The organism is Mammaliicoccus lentus (assembly GCF_002902755.1).
Lineage (GTDB): Bacteria > Bacillota > Bacilli > Staphylococcales > Staphylococcaceae > Mammaliicoccus > Mammaliicoccus lentus.
Map to the genome: position 1 here is coordinate 1 of NZ_PPRS01000027.1, position 13440 is coordinate 13440.

The 13440-nt window shown below is 31.8% G+C and carries 13 protein-coding genes; 3 read left to right on the plus strand and 10 right to left on the minus strand.

Features of this window, described 5'->3' with window-relative positions; genetic code table 11:
• Positions 1-12: 12 nt before the first annotated feature.
• From CD135_RS08345 to CD135_RS08390, 10 genes are all read right to left on the minus strand, one after another.
• Complete coding sequence (locus CD135_RS08345) at positions 13-237, minus strand: DUF2273 domain-containing protein (RefSeq protein ID WP_017001187.1); 225 nt, start codon at positions 235-237, stop codon at positions 13-15.
• 23 nt (positions 238-260) lie between these two features.
• Positions 261-800 (minus strand): alkaline shock response membrane anchor protein AmaP, encoded by a 540-nt coding sequence (gene amaP / locus CD135_RS08350; protein WP_064211668.1) that lies wholly within the window; start codon positions 798-800, stop codon positions 261-263.
• A 74-nt stretch (positions 801-874) separates the two neighbouring features.
• Positions 875-1726: a GNAT family N-acetyltransferase gene (locus CD135_RS08355; protein ID WP_064211660.1), complete on the minus strand. Its 852-nt coding sequence runs from the start codon at positions 1724-1726 to the stop codon at positions 875-877.
• Positions 1727-1892: 166 nt separating this feature from the next.
• A complete protein-coding gene (locus tag CD135_RS08360; protein WP_017001185.1) occupies positions 1893-2909 on the minus strand; it encodes a FecCD family ABC transporter permease in 1017 nt (338 codons plus the stop codon).
• On the minus strand, positions 2906-3910 hold the full coding sequence (locus tag CD135_RS08365) for a FecCD family ABC transporter permease (protein ID WP_017001184.1): 1005 nt from the start codon (positions 3908-3910) through the stop codon (positions 2906-2908). The genes CD135_RS08360 and CD135_RS08365 overlap by 4 nt, the downstream gene beginning before the upstream one ends.
• A 14-nt stretch (positions 3911-3924) precedes the next feature.
• Complete coding sequence (locus CD135_RS08370; RefSeq protein ID WP_017001183.1) at positions 3925-4728, minus strand: ABC transporter ATP-binding protein; 804 nt, start codon at positions 4726-4728, stop codon at positions 3925-3927.
• A 220-nt stretch (positions 4729-4948) separates the two neighbouring features.
• The gene (locus CD135_RS08375; RefSeq protein ID WP_017001182.1) at positions 4949-5785 is read right to left on the minus strand and encodes a YitT family protein; all 837 of its coding nucleotides are present in this window, start codon (positions 5783-5785) and stop codon (positions 4949-4951) included.
• Between the two features lie 252 nt (positions 5786-6037).
• Positions 6038-6994, minus strand: coding sequence for an L-lactate dehydrogenase (locus CD135_RS08380; protein WP_017001181.1), 957 nt, complete (start codon positions 6992-6994; stop codon positions 6038-6040).
• A gap of 27 nt (positions 6995-7021) precedes the next feature.
• The gene (locus CD135_RS08385; protein WP_017001180.1) at positions 7022-8620 is read right to left on the minus strand and encodes an L-lactate permease; all 1599 of its coding nucleotides are present in this window, start codon (positions 8618-8620) and stop codon (positions 7022-7024) included.
• 254 nt (positions 8621-8874) lie between these two features.
• Positions 8875-10599: an ABC transporter ATP-binding protein gene (locus CD135_RS08390; protein WP_103269234.1), complete on the minus strand. Its 1725-nt coding sequence runs from the start codon at positions 10597-10599 to the stop codon at positions 8875-8877.
• Positions 10600-10787: 188 nt separating this feature from the next.
• Between CD135_RS08390 and CD135_RS13330 the strand changes: the two genes are divergently transcribed.
• From CD135_RS13330 to CD135_RS08400, 3 genes are all read left to right on the plus strand, one after another.
• Entirely contained in the window at positions 10788-11285 is a 498-nt protein-coding gene (locus tag CD135_RS13330) for a serine hydrolase (protein ID WP_420920316.1), read from the plus strand.
• Positions 11257-12162, plus strand: coding sequence for a DUF1958 domain-containing protein (locus CD135_RS08395; RefSeq protein ID WP_420920317.1), 906 nt, complete (start codon positions 11257-11259; stop codon positions 12160-12162). Before CD135_RS13330 ends, CD135_RS08395 begins: the two co-directional genes overlap by 29 nt.
• Positions 12163-12243: 81 nt before the next feature.
• Positions 12244-12993, plus strand: coding sequence for a M50 family metallopeptidase (locus tag CD135_RS08400; RefSeq protein WP_064211655.1), 750 nt, complete (start codon positions 12244-12246; stop codon positions 12991-12993).
• Positions 12994-13440: the final 447 nt, after the last annotated feature.

A 13440-nucleotide genomic window follows, 5' to 3' on the forward strand; every position in this document is an offset into this window, starting at 1 on the left:
TAATAATGCAGTTTAACTTATTCGGTTTAAGAAATTTAAAAACTGCTGAGTACAGTCTTTAATGTACCCTAGTCCTATACCTATTAAACATAGGACAAGAATCAATACCGTTTTCCAAAAACCAATTGTTAAAAATAAAACTGCTAATATTAACATCGCAATAAACCCAACAATTCTCCATTTATACTCTTTAATAAAATTAATGAGTTGATTTGGATCTTGATTTTCATTTGGCATAACCGGAACCTCCTATCCTTAGTCTATAAAACTCTTGTATCACTTGTTTTCTGGTCTCTAACATTAATTTCAATGTTTTTGACAGGTATTTCGGAAAAATGCTCAACATTTTGCTTAATATCGTTCTTCATATTTTCCGTTAATGATTGAATACCATTCGTTTCAGATACAACAAAGAAATCTGCTTTAATCGTTGCATAAGAATTATTTTTCTTATTGTACAACTTTGCTATAACATTTGGTTGTCGTACTTCGTCGTATTTCTGGATTGTACGATAAACACATTTTTCAATCGAATTTCTAGTAATGTATATGTGCCCATCCTCATAATCACGATGTAAGCCTGGTTTCTTATGTGTCGGTTTAAATGCTGCAAAGAACATTAATAAACCAAAGAATATTAAAACCCCTGCACAAGCAATCAATGTCGGTTGGAACCAATTATATTTTAATAGTTCCTGTTGATAGCTTGTTATTTGACTAATATCCAAGTACATAAAAAGAAGCGTGCCCACTACTACTATGATGAATAAGCCTAGGAAAAAATTCTTTAATCTTCTCACTGGCAACTGCACCTCCTATGTAAAGTTCTATTGCTAGTATTAGTTATACCCCTAAAATGATTTTAGAAACGTTTTCAACTCATTATTTCATTTTTTGGCAAAATTTTTACAAATTCTCCAACTTGCTCATAACCTATTTGTTTATAAATTTTATTGGAGGTGGGATTTTCAAGATCAGTATATAATGTCGTATATTTATAATCTTCTAATAAACGTTTTGTTAAGAGTGATACATTTTTAGCTGCATAGCCATTCCCTCTGTATTCATGAGGCGTATAAACCATAGCAACATGAGCAAATATTTCCCCAACTCCTGAATATTTAACGAAAGATACCGCCTTATTTTTATCAATAAATAATTGTCCAGCTTCATTTTCAATCCAATTCAAAATTATATTATTTTCTTCATCACGATTTAAATTTTTCAATTCAGTTACTAGACCTGTTTCTATCATGAAACTTTCATACCATTTTTTCAGCAATATGATATCTTCATTTTTAGTTATTCGGGAGTGCCCCTTCACACTATCGAATTTATTTATCACTTTATGGCATACATAAACACCTTCATGAACTGCTATATACCAGTTACTATATAACTTTTCTGCTAGTTTAATTGTATAATCCTTATCACCTGCAATACCCATCTGAATATTGGAATAAGATGAAAGTTTTTCTGAAATATAATCTATTAATTTCATTTCATTTTTCAATATTACAATTTGTATTGGAAACGGTGGTGTATGAATAATTATTCCAAGTACTTCCTTATTCTCAATAATTCCTGCTAAATAATACTCTTTATATTTACCTTCTTTGATAAAATATATCAGTCGTTCTGCCAAATTAAATTTTCCATTTGTATTTTGCAAGCTCTGAAAAATTTCTTCAGGGACACGATTACTTTCATAAACTTCCCAGTACATATACCTCTCCTCTTTTCTTTTGTGTATATTTTACACTATTAGTAGGTTTTTAAAACACTTAATATAATTTAACTTTCCAACAATAAAAAAATCCCTAACCTGTTGAATTAAATCTTCCAACTGATTAGGGATTATTATTAAATATAAATATTGATATCTCAAATTATTATATATGTGCTGATTTTTGCATTAAGTATAAGAAGTATGGCGCACCTACTATTGCTACAATAATACCTGCTGGCAAGCCATTTGGTTCTAGTACTATTTTACCAATTGTATCTGCGACAACTAGGAGTATAGCTCCGTTTAATACTGCTATTGGTAAATATAGTTGATGTCTTGGTCCTACAATACTTCTTGCAATATGCGGCCCCATAAGTCCAACAAATCCGATACCACCTGCTACTGATACGGCTGCAGATGACAATACGACTGCTAAAAATACGAGTAAAATACGTTCTCTATTATTGTTTATACCGAATGAAACCGATATTTGTTCATTTGTACTGAGTACATTTAGTACATTAGCTTTATAAAATAGGAATGGCATAACTATGATTAACCATGGTATAAATGCAAATACGAACGGCCATTCATCACCCCAAATATTACCTGCAAACCATCTTGCGATAAATTCCATTTGATCTTGATCAAATGTAGACATAATTGTAATGGAAGCACCACTCAATGCAGTTGATAAGCCGACACCAATCAATACCATTCTCACGGGGTTAATGCCTTCTCCTTTTTTATAACTAAACATGAATATAACCATCGCCGTCGCTATACCACCGACCATACTTACCATTGGAAGTACATATACAAAATCACCTGGTTGTACAGTACCGACAACTAAGAATAAAGCAATCATAAACCCGCTTCCTGCATTAATACCTAATATACCTGGTTCAGCAAGAGGATTCTTAGTAACACTTTGCAAAATTGCTCCACTTAAAGCTAAACTTGCTCCAGCTAATATCGTTATTAACATTCTCGGCATTCTAAATTCATACAATACCATTGAATCTAGTTCATTACCTTGACCAAATAGTGTTTTAAAGAATTGAATGAATGACATCTTAAATTCGCCTGTCGTCATAGCGAATGCCATTGATGCGATTAATGCTATAATTAAAACGACAAGTGTTATTCTCTGTTTTCTAACTATTTTTGGATGTATCATAATATCTTACCGTCCCTTCTTACAAGATAAAGGAAGAACGGTACACCTATAATAGAAATTACAGCACCGATTGGAGCTTCTCCTAACATTCGTGCTATCATGTCAGCTAAAAGTAATATAAAACCACCCATTACTGCTGTTAAAGGTATAACACGTTTATAGTCTGTACCGACTATAAATCTTACTATGTGTGGCACCATCAAACCTACGAATGCTATTTGCCCTACTATTGATACAGCAATCCCTGCTAAAAACATCGTGGATACTAGACTTGTATATCGCACAACATTACTATTTTGTCCTAATCCTTTTGATAGTGTATCTCCTAGGCTAAGTATCGTTAATTGTCTGCTCATTATAACTAAAACAATTAAAATAACTAGAACAATCGGTGTAGAAATCGCAAGTTGTTTCCAGTTTGTACCACTTACGCCACCAACGCTCCAAAATGTTAAAGTTTGGTTTAATCTAAATATCAATGCGATTCCTTCACTTGCAGCTGTCAATAATGCAGATACTGCGGCACCTGCTAATACTAACCTCATCGGGTTAAAACCACCGCGTTTAGAGGAGCCTACGCTCATGACAAGAATACCCCCTATACCTGCACCTATAAATCCTGCAAACATAAGGGTGAAATAACCTGCATTTGGAATAACTGCTAAAGTTAAAGCTAGCATCATACTAGCTCCAGCATTTAAACCAAGTAAACCTGGATCAGCTAATCCGTTTCGAGTAACACCTTGCATAACTGCACCAGATACTGCAAGTGCCATCCCAACGACAACAGCTCCTATTTCCCTAGGTATTCTTATCTCTCTTAAAATATTGTGTTCTTCGATACTTGGATTATAATTAAATATTGCGTTATATACCATTTGTAATGATGTGTCTTTTGCTCCAAATAAAAATGACAGAAGTAAAACAGCTACAAGTAAAATAATTGTAACTGTTAAGATAATTGGATAGCGATTTTCTTTAACTGTTTTTGATTGACTCATATGTTGCCATCCTTTTATAACTTAGTATAGTGTTTACATAAAAGATTATAAGTAACAAGCATAGGTTTCCCAGTTCTAGGATCCGTAGATAATTCAGCGTCAATATTAAACACTTCTTCTAGAATTTCATTTGTTAATACTTGTTCTGTTTCGCCTTGAGCAACAATATCTCCAGCTTTCATAGCTATTAAATGATCTGAGAATCTGATTGCTTGGTTAATATCATGTAACACCATAATAATTGTGCAACCTTGTTCTTTATTTAACTCTTGTACAAGTTCTAGAATTTCGAGTTGGTGAGAAATATCTAAATATGTTGTTGGTTCGTCCAGGAATATGATATCTGTCTTTTGTGCGAGTGCCATAGCAATCCATACACGTTGTCTTTGACCACCACTTAAATCGTTAATTGCTCTATATTTAAAATCATGAGTGCCCGTAACGTTAAGCGCCCATTCTATTTCTTCTTTGTCTTTTTTTGATAATCTTCCAAATCCTTTTTGATGTGGATAACGGCCATAAGAAACGAGTTCTCCAACTGTTAATCCATCTGCAACGTCAGGTGACTGAGGTAATATTGCAATTTTCTTTGCGATTTCTTTAGTAGATGTTGAATGTAGATTTTTGCCATCTAAAACAACTTGCCCTGATTGTACATTTAAAATACGACTTAATGCTTTAAGTAATGTTGATTTTCCACAACCATTCGGCCCTATAATAGAAGTAATCTTCCCATCAGGTACCTCTAAAGTTAAATCACTAACTATTGCTTTATCTCCATAACCTATTGAAATGGCTTCTCCCGTTAATCGATTCATAGTGAACCCTCTTTCCGTTTAAAATAAATCTATAATATATGCGTTGCGTTAATTTTTAATTGTAGTTAAATGATAATGATTATCATCACTCGTACTTACGTATTATATCATTTAATAATAGTGATTTCTATCAATATATGAATAATTTCACTCATATTACACATTTAATAAAAATAAACATGTTAAAAAAGCTAGAACTTTTTGTCCTAGCTTTTATGTTTTATTCGTCAAGTAAGAATCCGTTCCCAAGTACATCTCTTACATCATGGACAACGACAAACGCATTTTCATCAAATTTTCTAATCATTCGTTTTGTTCTTGTCAATTGCGTTTTGGCAATGACAACGTATAATACATCAGTATCTTTTTTTGAATAGTAACCTCTACCATTTAAAATGGTACAACCTCTACCTATTTTTTCATCTATCATTTTTGCTATTTGATCTGGGTTTTGAGAAATTATTGTAACAGCCTTTTTAGGGTTCAATCCTTCAATTACAAAGTCCATAACTTTTGTTCCTATATATAATGCAACGACAGTTATTAATGCTTTTTCTACAGGCATAACAGTTAATGAAAATAGAACTACGATAAGGTCAAAAAATAGAAGAGCATATGATGTGTTCACATCTAAATACTTATGAGCAATTCTCGCTAATATTGTTGTTCCTGCTGTTGTGCCACCTGATAATACGATTAAACCTATACCTAAGCCAACCGTAAATCCGCCAAACACAGCATTAATAAGTATTTCACTAGAATCTAATGCCCATGAATCCGTCACTCCTAAGAATACGGATATGAGTATTACAGCAATAATAGTATATACTGTGCTTCTCTTACTCAAGAATTTATAACCTAATGCAATTAATACCGCATTTAAAATAAACGTAGACCAAGCTGGCGCAATATCAAACGCATAAAGTAAGATTAGCGAAATACCCGTCACGCCACCTTCACCTAGGTTAGCAGATATAATAAATGTATTAACACCTGCAGAAAAGACAAATGAACCTACAATTATTAATATCATATCTCTTAGTAATCTATTTTTCATGACCTTACCTCCTTTTAGTTTTTCAATTGACATACTGATACTACCACAAACAGCTAATCGCCTCAACATGCCGATATTTATAAAAATGGGTCGTAAGATAATTTTTGCCCTAACTCTAGAAAGAGTTATTAGAAATCGCATATAAATACTCCTAATTCGTCAATTTCTTAATGAACGAATTAGGAGTACTATTTAAAGATAGGGATTCTTTATCCCGAACTCTTCATTATTATATTGTCAGTAGCTTATCATTTACTTAAACTCTTTTTCAAATGGTGCTTGAATGTCTTTTAGCACTTTTACTGAATTATCGAACAATCTTGTTTCTTCATCATTAAGTGGCATTTCAATAACTTCCCTTACACCTGTTCTATTTACAAGTGCTGGTACACCGATATAAACATCTTCGTGTCCATACTCACCTTCTAAATATGCTGAAACTGTTAGTACAACATCTTGGTTGTTTAATATTGCTTTAGTAATGCGCATTAAGCCCATTGCTACTCCATAAAAAGTAGCACCTTTTGATTCAATAATTTCATATGCTGCATCTCTTGTCTCTACAAAAATTTCTTCAACTCTATGTTTACGTGTTTCATCTTTTTCAATTATAGAACGTAATGGTTTACCAGCAATATTGGCGTGTGACCAAACTGCTAATTCAGAATCGCCATGCTCACCAATAATATTAGCGTGTACACTTTGAGGGGCTACATCAAATTCTTCGCTTAATAAATATTTAAAACGTGCTGTATCTAATATTGTTCCTGAACCTATTACACGTTCTTTTGGTAAACCTGAGAATTTCATCGTAGCATACGAAAGTATATCTACTGGGTTAGTCGCAATTAAGAAAATGCCATCAAATCCTGAATCCATTATTTCAGTTACTATATTTTTAAATATTTTCATGTTTTTCGCTACTAAATCTAATCTTGTTTCGCCAGGTTTTTGAGCTGCGCCTGCACAAATAACAACTAAATCAGCATCTTCACAATCTTTGTATTCTCCCGCTTTTACTTTCATTGGTGATGGCCCATACACTGAACCATGATTTAAATCCATTACATCTCCATTTACTTTCTTCTTATCTAAATCGATGATAACAAATTCATCACAAATACCTTGGTTAATCATTGAGAATGCATAACTTGAACCTACAAATCCGTTACCTACTAATACTACTTTATTACCTTTAAATTGTTTCATCAAAATCTCTCCTCAAATTTTAAATTTTTATATAATAAATGAAAGTACGAACGTCCAAATACAAATGAAGATGACTATTCCTACACTATATTTTAAAGTCATTTTCAATAATTCTGATTCTTTTCCGACCTGACCTACAGCTGCTGTGGCGATTGCTATAGATTGAGGTGATATAAGTTTTGCTGCTACACCACCTGCAGTATTAGCTGCTACTAATAAAGGTCCACTAGTACCGATTTGGCTAGCTACTGAAGCTTGAATTGGTGCGAATAATGTATTGTTATTGACTACTGATCCTGTCATAAATACCCCAATCCAACCTAACACCGGAGATAGTAATGGGAATATACTACCAGCTTTTGCGATGCCAAGCCCCATAGCTGCTGTTAAACCACCATAAGTAGTTACTTTTGCTATTGCTAATATGAAACAAATTGTCAAAATAGGTAACCATAATTCTTTGATTGTTAAACCTAATAATTGAAATGCTTCATTAAATTTGAAATGTTTGGAAATAAGAACTGTTATAATAATTGAAATTAATATAGCTGTACCTGTTGCGCTAAAAATGTCTATTTTTAGTGTTATAAGTTTGTTTGTGATTTCATTCATCGTACCTGGAATACTAATGTTCCATACTAAAAATGATAATGGTCCATCTGGTGCAAATAATGCTTTAAAGAATGGTGCACTCCATATCATCACAAATATCGTTAAAATATAGAACGGACTCCATGCATATAGAATAGACTTAACTGTATGTTTGTTTGCTTGTTTAAATTCAGCGTCTGAAACTCTAAATATTTTTTTCGGTTGATAAAATTTAGAAAATACTGCTAATGCAACCATTGATAATAACGGAGGGATAATGTCCGCTAACTCAGGTCCTTGGAAATATGTCAATATTAATTGAAGTCCAGAGTAAGTGAGACTTACTACTAATATCATTGGTAATATTTCTTTTATACCCTTAAATCCATCTAAAATCATGACTAATAAAAATGGAATAATAAAGTTTATGATTGGTAAAGTTAATGTTGATATTTGAGAAACATCTAAACTACTTATATTACCTTGTAGGCCTAGCGTATCTATCACGACTACTGGGAGGCCTATAGCACCAAATGCTCCAGCTGCTCCATTAGCGATTAAACATAACATTGCAGCTTGTAACGGTCTGAAACCAAGTTGTATAAGCAACACACTACAAATTGCTATAGGTACACCAAATCCAGCTGCACCTTCTAAAAATGCATTGAAACTAAAACCTATTAATAACAACTGTATACGTTGGTCTTGAGATATACCTGCTATACTATCTTGAATAATACTGAATTGCCCTGTTCCATTTGAAACTTTATATAACCATACTGCCATAACCACGATGTAACCTATTGGTAGAATACCTTGGAAGAAACCTTCTATAATTCCCCCTAAGGCAACAATTTTTGGTAATTCAAAAACTACTAAAGCTATTATTATCGTTACGATTAGCGTTGTAATAGAAGCATAAATACCTTTCATTTTAAAAACTGTTAAACATAATAAAAATAAAATAATAGGTATACTTGCCACAATTGCTGATAATGCAATATTGTCAAAGGGATTAATATTATTTATTAACACAATAGACATCTTCTTTCTATTTTATTTATTTTAAGATGCGCATCTTTCTTTTGTGAATATTTTCACAATTTAAATATAGCACTTGGTACCACTGCGGTCAAGTGTTTTTGTGAATATTTTCACATAAATTTTTACGCCTGTTTTCATTAATTTTTATAACTCCTTATTTAACAATAATGTTTGCGTTTACATAAAAAATGTTCTTTAAAGTTATTTTCGTCAACTTTAAAGAACATTTTTTATAATTTATAATTTTATTCTACTAAACTTTGCGTCTTCACAAAATGTCTATATTTTTCATGGTTTTTAATAAGTTCTCCATGAGTTCCTTTACCTGTCACTTCTCCGTTATCTAAAAAGATAATTTGATCAGCTTTTTTAATAGTTGCAAGTCTATGTGCTATTACGACAGTAGTACGGTCTTTCATTAACTCATTTAAAGCCTGTTGAATATAGTACTCACTTTCACTATCTAAATTAGCTGTCGCTTCATCTAGTAACAAGATGTCTGGATTTTTAATAAAACTTCTCGCAATATCAATTCTCTGTCTTTGACCACCTGATAATTTTGTACCTCTTTCCCCAATTTCAGTTTCAAATCCTTGAGGAAATTTCATAATAAAATCATAACAGTTGGCCATTTTTGTGTTATGAATTAAAGTTTCATCACTTACAGTCTCATTTATACCATATGTTAAATTATCTCTAATTGTTCCTGACATCATTGCGTTAGATTGCATAACGTATCCAATTTTTTGTCTCCAAAATCTTAAAGGTATATCTTCAATTAATTCATTACCATATTTGATAACACCTTTATCTACAGGATAAAATCGTTCTAACAAGCTAAATAATGTACTTTTACCTGATCCAGAAGGACCTACAATTGCTGTTACTTCTCCTGAACGAATTGTTAAGGATAAATCTTTTATAACTTCTTCATCTTTCTCATAGCTAAATGTAACATTTTCAAATAATATGTCATTTTTTTCATGAGGTAAATAATTGTTTTCATCGCCTATTGGCTCTGTCGGTTCTTGATAAATTTCATATATTCTTTCGCTCGCTCCTACTGCTTTCTTATAGTCTGTTATAAACATGGAAAAGTTTAATATAGGAGCTGATAATTGAATAACATAGAATATCATAGCAACTAATGTACCCGCTGTGATTGCACCACTTGAAACTCGGATTCCACCAAAACCTAATATAATAGCCACCGTTAACATCATAATAATTCCTGATAACGGTGATATAATAGCTCTTATTTTAGCTTCTTTTAATCCTAATTTATAGATATCTAATAATGTTGTTTTTGTCTTTTCTAACTCTTTTTCCTCAGAGTTAGTAACTTTTACTAATCTCATTTCTGTGAGCACTCTGCCCAACAAACCACTAAAATTCGCAATTTCTGTTTGTGTCGCTTTAGAAATCTTACCCATACTTTTTCCAAGAGGAATCATAATAGCGATAAATAATGGCAATATGATAAATGTTATAAGTGTCATTTGCCAATCTAAAATAAACAACATAGCTACAGAACCAATCAACGTTAACAGTGAAGGTAAAACACTTGGCGCTTTTTCTGAAATGAATAAATTGATGACATTTGTATCGTCAGTAATTCTACTCATGAGTTGACCACTTTCATTTTTATCAAAAAATCTCATGTTCAGTTTTATTAAATGTCTCCACAATTTTTCTCGTATTGAATAAATCGTTTTCTCACCGATTTTACTCAATAAGTATGTACCAAAACCACTTAAAATAGCATTAGCTAGAAAAATAACTATAAATAACCAAACCATTCTTAAATCTAAATTTTCAGCATTGAATGTATCTACTAGTTGTCCCGTAAATAATGGAACTAACAATCCACTCAAACTGCCTAAAATAGATAGAATCATGGCGGTAACGACCATTTTCTTTGGCCAATCTACTTTTTTCAGTAAATAAAACAACGAATTCTCTGTCTTCATTTTAAAACCTCATTATCTCAATTTATTATCTCATCATCATTTTACAATATTTCCCTATATTAATCTCTCATAATAGCTTTAAATTTACAATATTTTAATATACAATTGTAATTTTTTTCTAGGGAGAATTATAAAAATATGTTAGAATGATGTAGTTATTTAAAAAAAAGAATAAAGAGGTTTTATTAATGAAAAAATGTTTATTATTATTTTTCTCATTGGTTTTAATTAATATTACTTTGAACCAAAATGTTTATGCAGCTGATAATGAAAAGTCACCTACACAAGTAGCTAATGAATACGGGTATAACTTAGGCGAAGTATATCAACCCGAGGGGGCTATTAACTACAGCTCAAAAACTGGTCAAATTATGTATGAGTATCAAATAGATAAAAAATGGTATCCGGCAAGTATGTCTAAACTTATGACTTTATATTTAACTGAAAAAGCAATTAAAAGTGGAAAGTTAAAAGAAGATGATACAGTTAAAATGACTGACGAAGAATACCGATTATCTACTTTACCTGAATTAAGTAATACTAAATTATATCCAGGTGATGTTTATACAATTTCAGAATTAATGCAAATTACAATATCTAATTCTTCAAATGCTGGCGCTATGATTTTAGGTAGAGAAACAATGAAAGCTGAAAATATTGGTTCTGCTAAAAAAAATCGAAGATAAAGATAAAGATTCAAATAATAATACTGCCTCAAAACAACAGAAAAAAGATTTAGACTCTGATTTTATAGACTATATGAATGAAACTGCTAAAGAATTAGGAATGGAACATACTCAGTTTTATAATTCTAACGGTGCTGCCAATAATTTATTACTGGAATATAAAGCAAAGAGATATCAATCTGATGAAGAGAATTACTCTACTTCTAGAGATTTTGCTATATTAACGCAGCATCTTGTAAACGATTATCCAGGCATTCTGGAATACACTAAAAAAGTAGCACCTACAATACATTACGTTACATACTACACATATAACCATTCTCTTGAAGGTGCTGATATGTCTTTAGAAGGAACGGATGGATTAAAGACAGGATCAAGCGACATTGCCGATTACAATCACAGTCTTTCAACTAAGAGAGATGGACTAAGAGTAAACCAAATTTTATTTGGTGCAGGCGATTATAATACTGTCGGCGGTGAAAAAGAACGTAATATGATGGGGAACAGTTTAATGGAGAAAACTTTCGACGAATATGAATGGAAAAAAGTTCTTTCGAAAGGTGTTCATAAAATTAATGATAAAAAATATTACATTACTGAAGATTTATACGATGTCGTTAAAAAAGGTGTAGATTACGAAGTAGTTGTAGAAAATGGTGAAGCACATATAGATTATGATCGTTCATATATAAACGATAAATATGGCCCACCTACAGTCAAATTAGAATCACCATCAAAACATAAATTTAACCAGACAAAAGATAAAGTCACAAGTCCAGATAATAGACCTATCCTTATGACAGCATCTATCATACTTGCTATCGGCTTAATATTATTATTAACTTGGTTGATTGCGCGTAAGAAAAATACAAAATAACATTAAGTCTTAAGTCCGACAACAAAAGCGTCACTTTAGTGTAGAATAGTATTAGACTATTAAACACGAGGTGACGTTTTTTTGACTCGATTTTTACCGAACTTTTTATCAGAACCAATTAATATATCATTAATAACTATTACATTAATTGCCTTAATATATGTTTTTGTACATCATAGAAGACAACATCCAATATTGAGTATGATTGATATAATACTAGGTTATTTTCCGATTTTAATACATGAAATGGGTCATGTTATTGCCAACAAGTTGTCCGGTGGTAAACCTAAAGATTTAGTCGTAGTTTGGCGTAGAAAAGAACGAATGGAGACTGGTCGTCAAGGTTATGCTATTACAGGATCTAAATCTGGATGGAATCAATTCATCACTACTTTATTTGGTTATATTATGCCACCTTTAATGTTAATAATAGGTGTTTGGATGAAGCACCATACATTCGGACCAATTTTCTTAATTTTATTATTAATCATGTTCTTATTTTATGTCACATTAACTTCAAGAAAATTTCTACCAAGTATTATATTATTAGTTATCGCAGTTGCACTTTATGAAGTTATTTCTGCTCCAAACATCCATGATTTTGCTCAAATTACAACTTATATTTACCACATAGCATTAGGTACGCTATTAGGTGAAGTTGCCCAATCTACAATAACCATCTTTTTATTAACATTTTCAAGACAGCGCCCTGAATGGGATGGTAGTCAACTTAGACAAATCACAAAAATACCTACTCTATTCTTTAGTATACTTTGGATTGTTATTAACATATATGCTGTTATGTATACATTTAATGCGTTATGGCCTTAAAAACTTAGAGAACTATAATATCGAGTTAAGAAACGACCAATCTAGATTTCTCTTATAAAAATGGGAGTGGGACAGAAATCTCATTTTTATAAATAGATTTCGTAGTCCCATCCCGCCAAGGATGACTAGGGTTGGAAAAAGCTTGATATAAGTGCATCTTCAATCCAGTCAGCTACTACCGTTATAATAAAAGAGGCTGAGACATGTATTTATGTCCCAGCCTCTTTTCCTACGATTAGTCAAGTGCTTAAGTTTAAAATAGTCATCACTTAATAAGACCGTCCAATTTTTTTTTTTGAATAAGGTGTTAGAATATATGTGATTATACGATTTAATGTGGGGACATTTCGTAATCGTATAGTTTATGTTTCATTATTAAATAATGAAATGTTTTTAATAGTCGATTAATACATGCGACAACAGCAGTCTTATGAGATTTCTCATTAG

Coding starts and splice junctions, on each gene's coding strand:
- CD135_RS08345 (WP_017001187.1), bottom strand. CDS start 237: ATGCCAAATGAAAATCAAGATCCAAATCAACTCATTAATTTTATTAAA.
- CD135_RS08355 (WP_064211660.1), bottom strand. CDS start 1,726: ATGTACTGGGAAGTTTATGAAAGTAATCGTGTCCCTGAAGAAATTTTT.
- CD135_RS08360 (WP_017001185.1), bottom strand. CDS start 2,909: ATGATACATCCAAAAATAGTTAGAAAACAGAGAATAACACTTGTCGTT.
- CD135_RS08365 (WP_017001184.1), bottom strand. CDS start 3,910: ATGAGTCAATCAAAAACAGTTAAAGAAAATCGCTATCCAATTATCTTA.
- CD135_RS08370 (WP_017001183.1), bottom strand. CDS start 4,728: ATGAATCGATTAACGGGAGAAGCCATTTCAATAGGTTATGGAGATAAA.
- CD135_RS08375 (WP_017001182.1), bottom strand. CDS start 5,785: ATGAAAAATAGATTACTAAGAGATATGATATTAATAATTGTAGGTTCA.
- CD135_RS08380 (WP_017001181.1), bottom strand. CDS start 6,994: ATGAAACAATTTAAAGGTAATAAAGTAGTATTAGTAGGTAACGGATTT.
- CD135_RS08390 (WP_103269234.1), bottom strand. CDS start 10,599: ATGAAGACAGAGAATTCGTTGTTTTATTTACTGAAAAAAGTAGATTGG.
- CD135_RS13330 (WP_420920316.1), top strand. CDS start 10,788: ATGAAAAAATGTTTATTATTATTTTTCTCATTGGTTTTAATTAATATT.